This window comes from Lactococcus hircilactis, assembly GCF_009601015.1.
Lineage (GTDB): Bacteria > Bacillota > Bacilli > Lactobacillales > Streptococcaceae > Lactococcus > Lactococcus hircilactis.
In genome coordinates this window covers 83815-100919 of the sequence record NZ_WITJ01000007.1, presented here as the reverse complement: position 1 = coordinate 100919, position 17105 = coordinate 83815, and the positions used below count along the sequence as shown (strand labels likewise).

The 17105-nt window shown below is 36.1% G+C and carries 18 protein-coding genes and 1 pseudogene; 3 read left to right on the top strand and 16 right to left on the bottom strand.

What is annotated here, in order from left to right:
• Positions 1 to 134 precede the first annotated feature (134 nt).
• Both GHI93_RS06240 and GHI93_RS06235 read right to left on the bottom strand, forming a co-directional pair.
• On the bottom strand, positions 135 to 977 hold the full coding sequence (locus GHI93_RS06240; protein WP_153496205.1) for an NAD(P)H-hydrate dehydratase: 843 nt from the start codon (positions 975 to 977) through the stop codon (positions 135 to 137).
• 379 nt (positions 978 to 1356) lie between these two features.
• A complete protein-coding gene (locus tag GHI93_RS06235) occupies positions 1357 to 1701 on the bottom strand; it encodes a hypothetical protein (RefSeq protein WP_153496204.1) in 345 nt (114 codons plus the stop codon).
• 393 nt (positions 1702 to 2094) lie between these two features.
• Between GHI93_RS06235 and GHI93_RS06230 the strand changes: the two genes are divergently transcribed.
• Positions 2095 to 3360, top strand: coding sequence for a BaiN/RdsA family NAD(P)/FAD-dependent oxidoreductase (locus GHI93_RS06230; RefSeq protein WP_153496203.1), 1266 nt, complete (start codon positions 2095 to 2097; stop codon positions 3358 to 3360).
• Positions 3361 to 3408: 48 nt separating this feature from the next.
• Here GHI93_RS06230 and GHI93_RS06225 read toward each other — a convergent pair whose 3' ends face one another.
• From GHI93_RS06225 to GHI93_RS06210, 4 genes are all read right to left on the bottom strand, one after another.
• Positions 3409 to 4578 (bottom strand): class I SAM-dependent rRNA methyltransferase, encoded by a 1170-nt coding sequence (locus GHI93_RS06225; RefSeq protein WP_153496202.1) that lies wholly within the window; start codon positions 4576 to 4578, stop codon positions 3409 to 3411.
• 124 nt (positions 4579 to 4702) lie between these two features.
• Entirely contained in the window at positions 4703 to 5845 is a 1143-nt protein-coding gene (locus tag GHI93_RS06220; protein WP_153496201.1) for an ABC transporter permease, read from the bottom strand.
• On the bottom strand, positions 5842 to 6588 hold the full coding sequence (locus tag GHI93_RS06215) for an ABC transporter ATP-binding protein (RefSeq protein WP_153496200.1): 747 nt from the start codon (positions 6586 to 6588) through the stop codon (positions 5842 to 5844). The genes GHI93_RS06220 and GHI93_RS06215 overlap by 4 nt, the downstream gene beginning before the upstream one ends.
• Positions 6589 to 6674: 86 nt before the next feature.
• Entirely contained in the window at positions 6675 to 7322 is a 648-nt protein-coding gene (locus tag GHI93_RS06210) for a TetR/AcrR family transcriptional regulator (protein WP_153496199.1), read from the bottom strand.
• Positions 7323 to 7500: 178 nt separating this feature from the next.
• Here GHI93_RS06210 and GHI93_RS06205 point away from each other — a divergent pair.
• Positions 7501 to 8864: pseudogene (locus GHI93_RS06205) on the top strand (C69 family dipeptidase).
• Between the two features lie 97 nt (positions 8865 to 8961).
• Here GHI93_RS06205 and GHI93_RS06200 read toward each other — a convergent pair.
• Genes GHI93_RS06200 through dhaK form a run of 4 tightly spaced genes read right to left on the bottom strand, consistent with a single transcriptional unit; the run spans position 8962 to position 11636 of the window.
• Complete coding sequence (locus tag GHI93_RS06200) at positions 8962 to 9678, bottom strand: MIP/aquaporin family protein (RefSeq protein WP_153496198.1); 717 nt, start codon at positions 9676 to 9678, stop codon at positions 8962 to 8964.
• Positions 9679 to 9687: 9 nt separating this feature from the next.
• Positions 9688 to 10059, bottom strand: coding sequence for a dihydroxyacetone kinase phosphoryl donor subunit DhaM (gene dhaM, locus GHI93_RS06195; protein ID WP_153496197.1), 372 nt, complete (start codon positions 10057 to 10059; stop codon positions 9688 to 9690).
• Positions 10056 to 10634 carry a dihydroxyacetone kinase subunit DhaL gene (gene dhaL / locus GHI93_RS06190; RefSeq protein WP_153496196.1) on the bottom strand — a complete coding sequence of 193 codons (579 nt, stop codon included), beginning with the start codon at positions 10632 to 10634 and terminating at the stop codon, positions 10056 to 10058. The genes dhaM and dhaL overlap by 4 nt, the downstream gene beginning before the upstream one ends.
• Before the next feature lie 9 nt (positions 10635 to 10643).
• Complete coding sequence (dhaK, locus tag GHI93_RS06185; RefSeq protein WP_153496195.1) at positions 10644 to 11636, bottom strand: dihydroxyacetone kinase subunit DhaK; 993 nt, start codon at positions 11634 to 11636, stop codon at positions 10644 to 10646.
• Positions 11637 to 11736: 100 nt separating this feature from the next.
• On the opposite strand from dhaK, the gene dhaS reads away from it, so the two are divergent.
• On the top strand, positions 11737 to 12279 hold the full coding sequence (gene dhaS / locus GHI93_RS06180; RefSeq protein WP_153496194.1) for a dihydroxyacetone kinase transcriptional activator DhaS: 543 nt from the start codon (positions 11737 to 11739) through the stop codon (positions 12277 to 12279).
• Here dhaS and dhaQ read toward each other — a convergent pair whose 3' ends face one another.
• The 6 genes from dhaQ to GHI93_RS06150 all read right to left on the bottom strand — a co-directional run bounded on the left by dhaQ (position 12280) and on the right by GHI93_RS06150 (position 17022).
• Positions 12280 to 13266 (bottom strand): DhaKLM operon coactivator DhaQ, encoded by a 987-nt coding sequence (gene dhaQ, locus GHI93_RS06175; RefSeq protein WP_153496193.1) that lies wholly within the window; start codon positions 13264 to 13266, stop codon positions 12280 to 12282.
• A 76-nt stretch (positions 13267 to 13342) separates the two neighbouring features.
• Entirely contained in the window at positions 13343 to 14539 is a 1197-nt protein-coding gene (locus GHI93_RS06170; RefSeq protein ID WP_153496192.1) for a phosphoglycerate kinase, read from the bottom strand.
• Between the two features lie 153 nt (positions 14540 to 14692).
• Entirely contained in the window at positions 14693 to 15142 is a 450-nt protein-coding gene (locus GHI93_RS06165; protein WP_153496191.1) for a hypothetical protein, read from the bottom strand.
• The gene (locus GHI93_RS06160) at positions 15139 to 15738 is read right to left on the bottom strand and encodes a hypothetical protein (RefSeq protein ID WP_153496190.1); all 600 of its coding nucleotides are present in this window, start codon (positions 15736 to 15738) and stop codon (positions 15139 to 15141) included. The genes GHI93_RS06165 and GHI93_RS06160 overlap by 4 nt, the downstream gene beginning before the upstream one ends.
• A 40-nt stretch (positions 15739 to 15778) precedes the next feature.
• On the bottom strand, positions 15779 to 16420 hold the full coding sequence (locus tag GHI93_RS06155; protein ID WP_153496189.1) for a hypothetical protein: 642 nt from the start codon (positions 16418 to 16420) through the stop codon (positions 15779 to 15781).
• Positions 16421 to 16428: 8 nt separating this feature from the next.
• Complete coding sequence (locus GHI93_RS06150; RefSeq protein WP_153496188.1) at positions 16429 to 17022, bottom strand: hypothetical protein; 594 nt, start codon at positions 17020 to 17022, stop codon at positions 16429 to 16431.
• Between the last annotated feature and the right edge of the window lie 83 nt (positions 17023 to 17105).

Sequence of the window (17105 nt, the reverse complement as noted above, 5' to 3'; positions counted from 1 at the left end):
CAAAACTATACATATTAGTTTTGTTTCTATATTTAGTAGTATAAAAAATATTATAGCACTTTTTTCTCAAAAATTCTGCATCAAAAAATGCTGTCAGTACTGACAACAAATTTTCTCATGCAAAACTAATGAAATTAAAAATTACTCTTTTTTTCTTCATACTTTTTCATCATTTTAGGAATTTCATTGATCAATTGACTTGGAAGCACGACATAAGCGGACCGTGCAGCATCGCGTGCAATTCGTGAGTGCAAATAAACAGCGGCCAGTATCGCATCAAATTCATCTGATTTAAATTGTCCAACAAAACTCCCAATCATCCCAGCCAATGTATCGCCCATCCCAGCTGTTGCTTGAGCTGGAGTGCCAATTTTTAGCTTATAATTTTCTTTATGAGGGGAAAAAATTCTTGTTTCATGCGATTTTGCAACAAGCATCACACCACACTCATCCACAAAATCTTGAATTTTTTTATTCGTTTGCTGCCCAATCGCAACAGCACTCAATCGCTCAAGTTCCATTTCGTGTGGCGTAAAGATTGTATGTTCTGGAAATTTCAAAATGAGCTTTTCACGTGCGAAAAGCGTAATGGCAGAACCATCAATGATTAATTTTTGATGTTCAGAAATGTGATCTAATACCTGCTTAAAAACAACTAAGTTTTCATCAGATAATCCTAATCCGCATCCAATAATAATCACATCTGAATTTTGAAGCAACTCAGAAAAATCGTGATGATAATCCACCACCATCGCTTCAGGAAGTCGCGCATGGAGTGCAGAGCGATTGATTGGATCACACGCCACCGTAACCAGTCCACTTCCTGCATTTACTGCAGCTGCTGCAGCCAAAATAACTGCACCACCATATTGCGCGTTGCCCCCAATCAATAACACACGCCCGTAGGTTCCTTTATACGAATGTGCCGCCCGTTTTTGAATTACTCGCCCTAAAATTTCATCCGTTAAGTCTATCATGCCTTTATTATATCAAATCTCACCCAAAAGTGCGGACGATTTAAGCCATAATCAAAAAAGCACTAAATCCGTGCTTGCAAAAATAATGGATTGCGTTTTTTTCTCTCAATGACTTCACCTAAAAAAGTGGTTTTTTGATTACTTTTGCTGTATAATGTGAAAGAAAAAGGAAAATTACAAGACCAATATTTGTCATTTTATCAAAACGAGTCATCTGTTACTCCTTTTTCTTAACTTTGAGATTAAAATCCAGAGTGCAATAAGAAAAGTAGCAGCATAAAGTATAAACTGAACACTTAATATCTGATGATGCAAAATGTTCCGGCTCATAAGAATTGGCGAAGTGATCAGCCAAAGGATGCAGCCTGCAAGTTCGAGTTTATTTTCCATGATTGGTTATTTTCCTACTCTCAGCTTTCATCAGCGCTTTTTGTTTTTGGCGTTTTAAATAAACCATATAAAACGGACAAACAATGACCGCAATCAGTGCCATGCCTTTCACACCAAAGAAATAATATCCCGCAATAAGGAGTAAAATAATGAGCATGCCAAGCCCCCAAAGTGTTAACCACTTGATGACATCAACTCTTTTTCCACCAGATTTCATTTTTTCAGCGAATAGAGCAACAAAAGTCCAAATCCACCAAATAAAAAAGAGCGGAATGAGAATCATGAGTCCGATGCTGATGATTTGTACGAGTAAAGCCATTTGTCCTGCTACCATCTTTCAATCTCACCTTTATTTTCCCTCTCTTTTTGTAACGCTTCTGATACTTCTACCGCTTCCCACAGCGGATAAAGATGCTGTAATCAGAGCTTATGAAGTCTATCAATCGTTTTTTTGTTCGATTTTTGCTAGCAATTAACAGTTTATCAGAAATAAAAATCCCTGTCAATCACACTTTTTTAGACATCTCGTATTGTAAAAACGCTGAAAACGCGCAGTATGACACGATTTTCAGAAATTCAATGATACACCCTGTATAAAAAATAGTGTTAAAAAATTGACATGGTGTATCGTAAAAAAATCAATAAATGGAGCATGAAAAATGCGCGCTCAACCGAAATGATGAGGTTAATCACGAGAAGCGGGGCTTAATTGTGTTATAATTTGAACATGAATAAATTTGATATCATTGTCGTTGGGGCGGGTCCTGCTGGACTGATGGCGGCGATCCGTGCGGCTCAATCCGGATGCTCTGTTGCGCTGATCGACAAAAATAAAAAAGTTGGAAAAAAATTACTCATGACGGGCGCAGGCCGCTGCAATGTCACTAACAGTCGGCCAGTTGACGAAATTATTGCCAATGTGCCGGGGAATGGACGTTTTTTGCACAGTGCATTCTCACAATTTTCTAATCTTGATATTATTTCTTTCTTTGAAAAAAATGGAGTGGCGCTCAAAGAAGAAGATCATGGGCGTCTTTTTCCTACAACAAATCGCTCTAAAACAATTGTTGACGCACTATTTAACAGCTGTTTAAATCTTGGTGTCCAGTATTTTCCTGAAACGAATGTGCTTGGACTTTTGATTGAAAATGGTGAGGTAAAAGGTATTAAAACTGCGCAAACAAACTATTTTTCTCCTGCTGTGATTCTTGCGACGGGTGGAAAAACGTACCCTTCAACAGGTGCGACGGGCGATGGCTACACGTTTGCAAAATCAGCAGGTCATACAATCACTCGACTCTATGCCACAGAATCTGCATTACTTTCTCATGAAAAATTTATCGAAGAAAAGACTTTACAGGGGATTAGCTTAAAGGAAATCGAACTTTCTGTGCTCAATGCTAAAGGAAAAAGCGTTGTGAAACATCAGCACGATTTGCTGTTCACGCATTTTGGACTTTCTGGTCCTGCGGCACTGCGCTGCTCAAGTTTTGTGAATAAATTATTAGAAAAAGGTGAAAAAGAAGTCACCCTTTCACTTGATCTTTTCCCAGAAATAGCGCTTGGACAACTCACTCAAAAGTTGTCAGTACTGACAAAATCTAATAAATCTCTTAAAAACGCCTGTGCCTCACTTCTTCAAGAACGCCTTTTTGTATTTTTAGCTGAGACTGCTGGACTTGATCCAAACACCCCAGCAAAACAATGCTCAAAAAAAGAAATCGACGCTCTTTCAAAACTCATGAAATCCTTTCATATAAAGGTTTATGCCACCTTCCCAATTGAAAAATCTTTTGTCACTGGAGGAGGTGTCACGCTCAGCGAAATCAATCCGCAAACACTCGAAAGTAAGAAGACAAAAGGGCTTTATATGGTTGGCGAATTGCTTGATATCAACGGATACACGGGAGGGTACAATATCACGTGTGCCTTTGTCACAGGCGCTGTTGCTGGCCAACACAGTAGCGCTGCGATTCTTCAACAAAATAAATAAAAAATGAAAAATAACAGAATCAAGTCTGTTATTTTTATTATCTTATTATCATTTTTTAATTTGAATGAACAAAACTTTTAAATAATCTCCTTCTGGAAAAGCACGCGACACGCAAAAATCATCTGGTAAATGCTCTGTTTTTAAAAGTTCAAATGCCACATCAGACTTTGTCAGTGCTGCCAAAACGATCTGATGAAATTTTTGAGCACTCACATTAGCTGCGTTTGTTGAACAAATCAAAATGCCATTATTTTCTAATCTATCAACAGCATCTTCGACTAATTCACCATAATTTTTTGCAACAGTAAATGTTTTCTTCCCATTTCTCGCAAAACTCGGCGGATCTAGTACAATCAAATCATAAGTCAATTTCTTTTTTTTTGCATAATTAAAATAACTAAAAACATCCATCACATAGATTTTTTGCTGCGCCAAATCAAGCCCATTCACTTCAAATTGCTGACGCGTTTTTTCTAAACTCCGCTTTGCCAAATCCACTGAAGTCGTTTGTTTAGCCCCGCCAACAGCCACTGCTACTGAAAATGCGCCCGTATAAGAAAACATATTAAGGACTGATTTTCCAACTGCCAAACCATTTGCTAATGCCCCACGCACATTTTTTTGATCCAGAAAAATCCCTGTCATCAATCCTTCATTTAGATAAGTCGCATAAGTCACGCCATTTTCCATGACTAACAAAGGTTCAGCTGCTTCTTCACCAAAAATATGTTGACTTTCTAAAGCAGCATCAGAAAAACGAAGTTTTTCATAAGCCCCTTTAATATCTGGGAAAACGGCTTGAAAAGCCTTAACAATCGCTTTTTTTTGACTATATATAAATTGATTATACCAAGAAAAGACAGCAAAACCATTATAAAAATCAATCGTTAAGCCGCCCAATCCATCTCCTTCACCATTAAAAAGACGAAAGGCTGTCGTCAATTCATCCTGATAGAAGTTCGCACGTAAAACGCGTGCATTGACAAATTTTTCCACATAAAAATGATGGTCAATTTTTACTGACGAAGAATCTAAAAGCCAACCCACTCCTTTATTTTGTTTTGAAAGATAGCCTGTTCCAAGCGTTTGCCCTTTTTCATCAAAAAACCGTGCAAAATCATCCTCTGATAGTTCTGTCAGTAAATCTTCTGCCACCAAGAGTGGATAACCCCCCCGCAATTTTTTTGCTGTTTTTGCCCGTACTGTTATTTTTTTCATGTTCTCATTATATCATACCCAGTTACACGAAACAACGCTCCACATTACTAGCTTCCGCCGTATGGATAATACAAAAACTGACAGCTCTGAGAACTGCCAGTCAATGGGATTAAAACTATCTATCTTAAGTCCGACGAACATTTTTCAAAGCTAGAACATTTGCAAGATAAAGCACGGCAGAAAAAATTAACATAATGAGCAAATCAAACCAAATTCCAGAAAATCCCATTCCCCTTTTAACTACCTCTTGCATGGCACTAATTCCATAATAAACCGGAATACAATGAGCGATTGCTTGAAGAATGACAGGCATCGTATCGACAGGAATCAAACCAGAAAATAAAAATTGTGGAATAATGGCCAAAGGAATCATTTGCACAAATTGAAATTCTGTTTTTGCCAATGTGGACAAGAGCAAGCCAAACAACAAAGCAATGATTGCAATAAAGAAATTAATGACAAAAACCCAACCAATATTTCCGTTATTATGAACCCCCAAAATCCAATAAGTAAAAACAACCATAAGTGCTGTTTGAATCATTGCAAGAATTCCATAACTCAAAGAATAGCCAGTCACAATTTGACTCCTTTTCACAGGAGTAACTAACATTCTCCCCAGCGTCCCTGAAGTTCGCTCATTCACTAATGAAATCCCTGAAATTAGAAGCACCAAGAAGAAAGCAAAAGTTCCAACTAAAATCGGTGCTAAATCACCAAAAGTAGCATTTGTACTACTAGGATCTCCGTACAAATAGTGACTCGTGACTTTATACTGCTCTGTGTCAACCCTGAAATTTGTTGAAAGACTTTGACCTAATGTTTGAGGTAACTTACTTATCAAATCTTGCAAAGCCTGCTTAGTCTCCTCTTTAGTTGCCTTAACTTGGCTTTCTTGAATGACCTGTGTTAAAAGTAGCTTAATCGCAGAACTTGTTCCATTTGACTGATTAGCATAACGAACATCAATATTTTTCCCCGAAATACTAACAATTGCACTCAAATTTTTCTCATTCATTGTTGAGCGATTATTTTCAGAAACACTAATAACTTTCAGATGTGCTTTATCATCTGGCATATCCTTCAAAGTTCTTGTTAATTCTGTATTATCAGACTTTAAACCCACTCTGTAAGGAGTATTTGACGGCACTTGAAAGAGAAAGTACATAAGCGTCAAAATAAAGATTGGAGCTAAAAACATCATCGCCAGCGTCCTAGGGTCACCACGACGTTGAAGCATAATTCGTTTAAAGATAGCAAGTGTTCTCATTTCGCTATCCCCTTATTTTCTAACTCTAAATTTTTTCCCGCAACAATAAAGGCTTCCTCAACCGAATCCACTTGATACTTTTCCTTAATTTCCTTTGGCGAACCTTCTGCTATAAATTTACCATTTCTAAGCATCAGTACGACATCACAGCGTTCAGCTTCATCCATAACATGCGTCGTAATTAATATTGTTTTCCCTTGACTTGCTTGATGACGGAGCTCCGCCCAAATTTCTTGACGTAATTCTGGATCAATCCCAACAGTTGGTTCATCTAAAAGTAAAATCGGAGCATCCGTCTGCAGAGCAATAGCGAGTGATAAGCGCCTTTGCATTCCTCCTGAATAATTAGAAATTGAATGATTTAACTGCTTAGTCAGATTTACTGTAGCAGCTGCCTTATCAAGCTTGCTTTGTAAATCCTTTTTTTTGATTCCTTGCAAAGAACCAAAAAATTCTAAATTTTGTTTGCCTGTCAATTCTTTAAATAGGGCATCTTCTTGCGCCATATAGCCTAATTTTCCTAATACTTCTCTGTCAGGAATTTTTCTTTCAAGCATCTCAACATTGCCAGAATCCAATTTTTGCATGCCAACAATAGCTTTGATCAAGGTTGACTTCCCAGCTCCAGAAGGTCCAATCAAACAAATAATTTTTCCACTTTCAAATTCATAGGATAAATGGTCTAATATTGCTTTATCGCCAAATTTCACACTAATATCATTAATAGCAATCGGTGATTTCATATTATTCTCCTCCAATCAATGAATGAGTGCTCGTTCATTTTTCTTGTTGAAGTAATTTTATCACTTCAATTCATGATTGTCAAAAATTAAACTTTGAGTGTCTTTATAGTAATTTCAGTGGCAAATTCGATTTCTTCCTCTAATGACAAATTGTTAATTCCCAAAACTCTTTTACCAATATAAGTCGCTAAAGGATAAAAAAGAATCTGTAGAATTTTTTCAATCGAAAGATTTTTTATTTTTTGCTCAGCTTGGAGGCGAACAATTGTTGGTAAAACTAACTGTTTTGCTTGTTGCTCAAAAAAATTTTTTAAGTCTCCAATAAAAACGGAATTAACAAGCATTTGTCCTAACATTAAGCGAATCACATTTATATTTTTATCGGCAAAATAAAAACGGTCCGCAATAGTTACCTTAACGAGCTCCTCCACGCTTTCAAATCCTTTGCCAAATGTATTATCATTAAATTGATTGGCGACAGTATCCATTGTCCCCTCAAAGATAGGTGTAAGTACCGCTACAAGGATGGCTTGTTTCGTGGGGAAAGTGTGATAAACAGAACCAACAGAAACTCCCGCCCTTTTTGCAATTTGTTGAGAAGTCGTCGCTTCAAATCCTTGTGACGCAAAGAGCTCTAATGACGCCTGTAAAACTTTCTTTTGCTTTTCTGTCAAATTTTCCATTTTTTTTAGGGTATCAGCATAAACCTCATTTAATGTTTGTTCTTCAGACATGATATCTCCTTTTAGACTGAATAAATGATTACTCATTCATTATAATATTTTGAAGAATGAACATCAAATAAAGTCTAACAAAGCTATCTAAAAATAGCATTTTTGTAGTATAATGACAATAACTTTAAGTTTTGAGGAACTTAGCACAAATCACCTATATCTTTATAAAGCAATTCATATGGCATGTACATCATTTCTCGTCGGTAAAAACGCCTCATTACATGGCACAACTCTAATTGCACGAAACGAAGATGGTGGAGATAAACCTAATCCCCAACGTTTTGTTGTCATTAATCCCGAAAATCAATCCAAGCGGTATTCTTCTGTTGCCACAGCTTGTGAATTTGAATTGCCAGAAAACCCTCTATCATAGACTACCACACCTGACGCAGATTCAACCCATGGTATTTGGGCAGCGGCTGGAATTAATAGTGAGAATGTTGCCATGACCGCGACAGAAACCTCCACAACCAATAGTCGAATTTTAGGATTGGATCCCTTATGTTGAAACAGGACTGGGTGAAGAAGACTTCACAACAATTACTCTTCCTTATATCCAGAGTGCGCGTGAAGGAGTTGAACGAGTAGGACAACTCTTAGAAAAATATGGAACCTATGAATCAAACGGGATGACTTTTTCTGATAAAGATGAAATTTGGTGGTTAGAAACACTAGGTGGACATCAATGGGCAGCTATTCGTATCCCCGACGACGCTTATGTTATTGCTCCTAATCGTCTTAATATCGATTGGTATGATTTTGAAAGTTCTGACACGATTTATTCAACTGGTTTGAAAGAATTTATTGATAAGAACAAGCTTAATCCAGACTTTGATGGTTATAACCTTCGTCATATTTTTGGTTCAAGTACCATTAAAGACACGCGCTTGGTATGTGCAAAACTATTTTTCTCCAGAAACCACAGGAAATGACGATCCATTTAACCAAGATTTACCTTTCATCTGCCATGCCAATCGCAAAATTTCCATTGAAGAAATTAAGTTTGTCATGTCAAGTCATTATGAAAATACAGCTTATGACCCTTACAGCACAACTTCAAGCGCCGCAGAACAAAAATTGATTCGACCAATTGGACTCAATCGTAATTTGGAACTCCATGTTTTACAAATTCGAGATAATATAGACAAGGAGCTTCCTGGCATTCATTGGCTTGCTTTTGGACCTAACAGTTTCAATAGCCTTGTTCCATTTTATGCTAGAGTAAGTGATACCCCTACTTGTTATCGCGATACAAAAGCCGACTTTGACCCAACCAAAATGTATTGGTTGACTACAATGACCGCTGTTCTAGGAGACAGTAATTTCCAAGGCTATGTTGATAAAAGAGACAATTTTGACCTAAACACAATGGCAAAATTAAGAGCCTTACAAAACGAAACCGACAAAGGAAGTGACCAATCACTTGAAGCAGTGAACGAAAAACTTGCACAGATTGCTCTGACTGCTCAAACCGAACTTCTTGGTAAAATGGTTATTTCTGGTTCCAATCACATGAAACTTCGCTTTGATTTTAATGATTAAAAAATACGGATGCTTATCCGTATTTTGGTTCTTTGTCAAATCCTGTGGGAAATCATTCTCATAGGATTTATTATAGAACCCGTATTTTTAGATACTATCAATGAAGCGTCAGTATCCATTGATAGAGTAGCCCAGCAATTACGGCGCCAACAATCGAACCAGTTGCTGGAATCCAAGCATAGCTCCAGTCGGAGGTTCCTTTATTTTTAATTGGTAAAAGTGCGTGCATGATTCTCGGACCTAGGTCACGTGCTGGATTCATCGCGTAGCCAGTTGTTGGTCCTAAAGAAAAACCAACTGCCATAATGAGAAAACCAACAATAATTGGACCAAAACCACCTTCAAGACGATAATGGCCCATTGCCATAATCAGTAGCATGAGTAGCGCCCCATCAAAAGCTTCTCCTAAAAAATTGGACCAAGAATGACGAATAGCAGGTGCTGTAGCAAAACTTGCCAAGATTAGAGAAGAATCTTTTGTTTCTTCCCAATGAGGATAATAATGTAACCAAACGGCGACAGCACCTAACATAGCACCTAAAAATTCGGCTACAATAAAAGCAAGTGCTAAGCCAATCTTTATTTTCCCTAATACAAGAAAACCAATGACCAAGGCTGGATTGAGATAAGCGGGCGAAAAGAAGCCAACTACCCAGACGGCGACAGCAACGGCTAAGCCCCAGCCAATTGCAATAGTCACCCAACCTGCATTTTCCGATTTTGTTTTACCTAAAACATTTGCTGCGACAACCCCATTTCCCAGCAGTACAAGGATGAAAGTGCCCAGAAATTCTCCCAATATTTGTAATGTCATTGCTCTACCTTATTTTTCTATCAGCATTTTTTCTAACTGATCTTTTATTGCTTCAAAAGTTGCTCCTGCTTCTAAGAGAGCACTCGCTGTGTAAGCTCCCTCAATAAGCGGGACATTAAAAATGGTTAATTCTTTGTCTGTCATTTCAGAAACCAAATCCAAATTCATTCGCGCACTTCCTAAATCAAAGAATGTTAAAAGATGATCTGCCTCATTTCCCTCAACGGCTGCCATTACTCGATCAAAAGAGGTGCCTATTTCGCCATTTTCTAAACCACCTATAGCAGTTAGTGAAATATCTTTAGCAACTTCACGAATTAATTTTTTTAGTCCTGAAGCAATCTCAGACGAATGAGAAACGATGACAATTCCATAAGTCATGCTACTACCTCCAAAAGTGTTTCAAATAAATAAGCACTTGATTGTGTTCCAGGGTCAATGTGCCCAATTGAGCGTTCACCAAGATAAGAAGCTCGTCCTTTTGTAGCTAAAAGTCCTGCACTTGCTTTAACAACTTTTTCTAAATTTTCTTTGGAAGCTGAATCCGTTTGTAAGTCATTTAAAAACGCTGACCAGATATCAACCATCGTTTTTTCACCGACTTGAGCTTTTCCTCTTTTTTGAATGGCTTCTAGTCCTGCATAAATCAACTCGCGTGTTTCTAAAGTTTCTGCAGCAGTCTTACTCATGGCTAGAAAGGCTGAACCATACAAAGGGCCTGAAGCTCCTCCTACTTTTGACATTAGGGTCATGGCCACTTTTTTAAAGATTTCTGAGACATTTTCAAAGTCTGAACCTTCCAATGCTTTCATTGTTTCAGACATCCCACGAGCCATATTTGCACCATGGTCCCCGTCACCAATAGGTCCGTCTAGTTCGCTCAGATAAGCTTTATTTTCTTGTATTTTTTCGTTGAATTTTCCTAACCATTCAATGGTTGTATCTATTGTTAACATTCTCTCTCCTTATCCCCAAGAAATAGTTTTCACGTCTTCATTAAGATTTTTGAGCCATTGGTCATCTTCCAACTTAATCATTGTAAGTGACAAACCTGCCATATCAATTGAAGTCATATAATTTCCAACTTTTTTAAAAAGAACTTCTATTTTTTCTTCTGTCAGTAATTTTGCAACATCATTCATAAAAATGAATTGCTCCATTAGTGGTGTTGCTCCCATACCATTTACAAGAATTCCATATTTTTCACCAGCTGCAAATTTGAATTCTTCTTTCAACTTACCAACTAGCTCTGTCGCCAACTCATAAGAAGTTTTCATTTTCTCGCGTCGATAACCTGGTTCACTATGAATTCCTACGCCATATTCAATTTCATTATCATCAAGAATGAATCCGGGCTTACCAACTTCTGGAACTGTTGCAGCTGATAAAGCTAAACCAATTGTTTTGATATTCTTGACGACTTTATCAGCCAAATCCTTAATTTCATCTAAGGAAATCCCTTGATGGGCAGCTGCACCTAATATTTTATGAACAAGGACTGTTCCAGCAACTCCTCGTCTTCCTTGAGTATAGAGCGAATTTTCAACGGCGATATCATCATCGACAATAATTTGTTGAACTTTAATCTCTTCCATCTCAGCCATTTCACGTGCCATTTCAAAATTCATCACATCACCTGAATAATTTTTGATAATTAAGAGTACTCCAGCACCTTCGTCAGCTGCTTTGATTGCTTCAAAAATCTGGTCAGGGGTTGGAGAAGTAAAAACAGCTCCACAAACAGCTGCTGACAGCATTCCTTCCCCAACAAAACCAGCATGAGCGGGTTCGTGTCCAGAACCCCCGCCTGACACTAAGGCAACTTTTCCACTTTTAGGACTTTTACGTTGAACAATTTCAAAATCTGGAACTTTTTCAATCAAATCCCCGTAAGCATAGGTTAATCCGTCTAACATTTCTGAGACCACATCTTGTGGTTGATTAATAATTTTTTTCATCGCTCATCCTCCTGAGTTTCTTATGTTATACTTAGTATAAAATATAAAGTCCAGAAAAATAAGGGACAAATCGCAAAATGTGTCCGCTTTCTTTTAAAATATGAAAAAATCAATCATTACACAAAAAATTATTGCTAAAGCTTTTAAAGACCTGATGCAAAGTAATGCTTATCACCAGATTTCTGTCAGTGATATTATGCAAACTGCAAAAATTAGACGACAAACTTTTTATAATTATTTTCAGAACCAAGAAGAGCTTTTATCTTGGATTTTTGAGAATGATTTTGCTGAGTTAATTAATGATAATCTAGATTATTATGGCTGGCAAAATGAACTCTTACTTTTATTACGTTACTTAGAAGAAAATCAAATTTTTTATCAGAAAATATTTGTTATTGATAAAAATTTTGAACATTTTTTTCTGATTCAATGGGAAAACTTGCTTGATAAGGTGCTTTTTGACGAAGAAAATAAGTCTGACTATAATTGGTCAGACTTAGAAAAATCATTTATATGTCGTTATAATGCTGCAGCAATTTGTGCAATAACTAAAGAGTCAATCCTCAGAGGAAATTCTTTAGAAAAGCTGTATTCTCAGATTGTAAAACTTTTACTTGCTCAAATTAAAATTTTTGAAAGCTGATCACCATGCGAAAGCACCAGTTGGAGCATTCAGATAGTCCAACCATTTAGGATCTTTAACAGAACAAAGTGTTAATGAAATTCCTGACATATCACAACTTGTCATTAAGTTTCCAACTTTGAAAAACTTAATAGATAAGCCTTCAAGTTCTAAAAGACGCATCACATCATATTGAAAACTGTAAAGTTCCATTAATGTTGTTGAACCCAAACCATTTACAAGCAAAATATAATTTTTATTTGCTTTTTTTTGCCAGTTAATTTCTGCTTTTAACTTATTTACCAACTCTACGGCAATACGCTCTGAGTCTTCAAATTTTTCAACACGATAACCGGGTTCTCCGTGTATTCCAATTCCAAAAGAAACTTCATCTTCAGCTAGAACAAATGAAGTCTTTTGATGAGGAAAATGAACAGGTGCTAAGGCAACACCTAAAGTATAAATTTCTGGGGAAAGTGACAGAGCCAATTGTTCAATTTCATCAATTCTTCCGCCTTCTTTTGCAAAAGCACCGAGAATTTTATGAAGTAAAATTGTTCCAGCAACCCCACGATGTCTTTTATGAAAATTATAAGCATTCACCGAAATATCATCATGACTGACAATATATCTTACATCAATTCCTTCATTTCTCGCTTCTTTTATTGCCTCATTAAATTCCTTTAAGTCAGCTTCAAAATTTTTGATAATCACAAAAACGCCTTTACCTGAGTTAACTTGGCGAATGGCTTTTAAAATATTTTTAGCTTTTGGAGGTACAAATAGAGGGCCAGTTACAGCTGCAGCAAGCATTCCAGAGCCAACGTAACCTACATGGGCCGGTTCATGACCACTTCCTCCACCTGAAATAATTGGAACTGTTTTTTTATTATATGTATTATTATAGAGAATTCCAGTTTCTGGTAGATAAGTCAACTGAGGGTAAGTCAAACCAATCCCTTTTAACATTTCTTCTGGAATTTCATTTGTTGAAGTATAGAATTTCATATAATCAAATTATAGCACAGATACAAAAAGAGCTTGATTTAAAAAGTCAAACTCTTTTTATTTATTAGCTTTTAGATTATTTATCAGTCAAAGCGGCAAGGCCTGGAAGTACTTTTCCTTCAAGAAGTTCCATTGAAGCTCCACCACCAGTTGAAATCCATGAGAATTTGTCTGCGTAACCAAGATTAATCGCAGCAGCAGCAGAATCTCCACCACCGATGATTGATTTGACACCTGGTTGTTTCACGATTGCTTCCATAAGTCCGATCGTTCCTGCTTGGAAGTCTGGGTTTTCAAACACACCAACTGGGCCATTCCAAACAACTGTCTTGCTGCCAGCAAGTTGAGTAGAGTAATCAGCGATTGTTTTGCTTGCTACGTCAAGTCCCATGAATCCTGCAGGGATATTTTGGTCAGCAGTTTCTTTCACTTCAGTATATCCTGCAAAAGCATTTGCTACCTTGTGGTCAATCGGCAAGATGAGTTTACCATCAGCTTTTTCAAGCAATGCTTTAGCAAGGTCAAGCTTGTCATCTTCAACAAGTGACGTTCCGATTTCGTAACCTTGTGCTTTAAGGAAAGTATAAGCCATTCCGCCACCGATGATTACTTTATCAGCTTTTGAAAGAAGATTTTCAATCACACCGATCTTGTCTGAAACTTTTGATCCCCCAAGAATAGCGACAAATGGACGTTCAGGAGCTTCAACAGCTTCTTGGATATAAGCAATTTCATTTTCCAACAAGAATCCAGCCACTGCTTTTTCAACATTTGCAGAGATTCCAACGTTTGATGCGTGAGCACGGTGAGCTGTACCAAATGCGTCATTAACAAAGATTCCATCTCCAAGTGAAGCCCAGTATTTACCGAGTTCAGGATCATTTTTAGATTCTTTCTTACCGTCGATGTCTTCAAAACGAGTGTTTTCAACAAGCAAGATCTCGCCATCTTTAAGTTCAGCAATTGCTTTTTCAAGTTCAGCTCCACGAGTAACAGGAACAAAAGTTACTTCTTGACCGAGTTTTGCTGCAAGTGCTGCAGCAACAGGAGCAAGTGTTTTACTTGCTTTATCAGCCTCTTCTTTCACACGTCCGAGGTGAGAAAAAAGAATTGCACGACCCTTGTGTTCAAGGATATATTTGATTGTTGGAAGTGCAGCAGTGATCCGATTATCATTAGTAATCACACCATCTTTGATTGGAACATTAAAGTCAACACGAACAAGTACTTTTTTACCTGCAAGTTCAACGTCTTTAACAGTCAATTTTGCCATTTGAAAAATTCTCCTATTTATTTTTGATAAGCTAATTATATCACAAATTTTAGATTTTTGGTTTTAAAAATTAAGAATCTTCATGTAATCGCTGACACGAACAACCCTCAGCTCAAAAAAAGCACTGAACTGTGTCAGTGCTTGAAATTTCAATTAGAATTTTTTACGTTTACGCTCAATGAGATCAGGATAGCGTTTTTTCAATTTTCTCGCTGCCAAGAGTGCAAAAACAGCAGCTATAACTTGTATGATAAGCGTCAAAAACCCTAATAATAATCCTATCTCTAACTCTAAAAGATTATGTGCCTGATTGGCTAAAATAATCAAGACAGCACCAATCACGCTCAAAACATTGAGACTATAAACTAAAATTGAAGCAATACTTTTTATTCTTAATTTATGATTCTGAACATGAAGCACAATCGCATAAATCAGGATAAGTAAACCAAACCCCCAAGCTAGATATGAGTCTGTTATTATTTTCGTAACTTGTAGCAAAAAAATGATGGATACAGCGATAATCCAAATTCCAAGAAAGATATTATATTTATATGCTTTTTGAATCACTTCTTCTTGTTTCTTTTCGTCAATCTCTTCTTTCATTTTTCAATTTCCTTTTTTTTTAATTCTATGAGCACTAAAGTTCTAAATTTTCTTGCCCTCCTGAAATAAAACAAGTAGGTATATACAAGCATATTGATAGCAATTAAAATGGTAATATAAATTAACCAAATCCCCAGATCTCCTGAGTTAATATAAAAACCAGCAATAGCAAATCCTACACTTGCACAAATCACAGCAAGAACAATCATAACGATTTCCCCCGCTTTAGTCGCCTGTATTTGATAGAGTTTTTCTATTTTTTTAGGATCTTCTAATTTTTCAAAGTTTCTGTAATTAAAAAAGTTTTCTGAAAGAAATAATAAAATTCTCGCTACTACAAAAGATAAAACGAAACAAACAATCGTCGTCAAAATTACCCATTTTATGGGAGAAATAGTGATAGAATGATGTTCTGCAAAATTCATTGCAGATGCTGGAAATGCACCAGATATTACGAAAATAGGGAGCATGCCCATACCTGTCGCTTTTTTATTACTCTTTATAAACAACTCTTTGTTTTTAAAGTTATAGCCATATCTGTTATCCACGTTTCCACCAATATCAACTATAACTTTATCGGAATATATCGATTTCATTTTTTCCCCTTTCTATGGTCGTATAACCAGTCACATACCATTAAAAACAACTGTCCAATATTTTTAAATTTCTTTTTATTGATATGTACTCAGAAATAAAGAATGTACCAAAAAACGTTACAAATCCGAAAATCCACAAATACTTAATATCAGAAAAAAGGAAAAATCTAACCCCTATATATACTGCCAGAACTAAAGATAAAATAGAGATAATAAGAAAAACAAGGCGCGTTCTTAACAAATTCTTCTTCATATTTCTTTTTTCTCCTTCATCAACAGGAACTTTTTTCATTGTATTTTTTTCAAAAGATTTTACTGTTTTATATTCAAAATACAAAATATTTAAATACCAAAAAAGGAGCATACACAAAACTATAACAAAAACCAAAAACAGATTGAGCAACTTTAACTCTCTTTCAACAACTTTCTCTGAAAAAAATGGAATAGATAAAGGAATAAGGGCTAGTAACATTACATTATTTGAAGCCTTAGAAGCCCCTCCAATTGATAATGGATTAAGACTATATAATTCATCATCTTCATTCAATTGTTCTTGATTTTTATTTTTTTTATATAGTTTTTTAGTTTCTCCCTCAATATAGTAAAAAGAACTAGGAACTTTCAAAATTGGAAAAATAAACTTATAGGTATTGCTATTTCTTCTTTTTCTTTGATTTATCATATTGTTAATCAAGTCCCCCTATGCAATATTAAGACTTTTTTTCTATTCTTAGTCGCTCTACGATTTATGTAAAGTAAAAGAAAACATATGGCTACACCAAAAATCAAAGTTTGTATTAGAGCAAAAATGAGCCCATCATTGTGAGTAAGATAGAAATTTCCCAACGGCAAAAGTATTGACATAAATAAAACAATACCTCCCCAAATCATAGTTAATCTTAGACGATTTGAACTCTCATATTTTTCAATACTCATCCACTCTTTCTGGGATAAGGCACACTTTTGTCCACTAACTTTAAATAAGTTTTCATTTTGCCTATCCGTTATTAAAATAAAAACATAAGATATTAAAAAGGCAATTAGGCAAAGCCCTAGGGAAGATAACAATAGCCACAATAAAATATTCATTTCATTTGAGAAATGATTCAAGTATAAGGAAAAATCTATCAAAAATGGTGACAGTAAGGAACCACCTCCAATTATTGACCAAGCCATTTTTTGATTTCCTTCACTAGTGACTTCATTTTTTCTCACAAATACCATTTGTGTTTTATTTTCAAAACCGTAACAAGATTCTTCATTAGTATAAAAATTGATAATCATCTTTCGACACCTCACTTCCGTTTTCTGCGGTGGTCATAAAGATAATCATATCCATAGAAATATGATTTTGGAATTTTTCATTA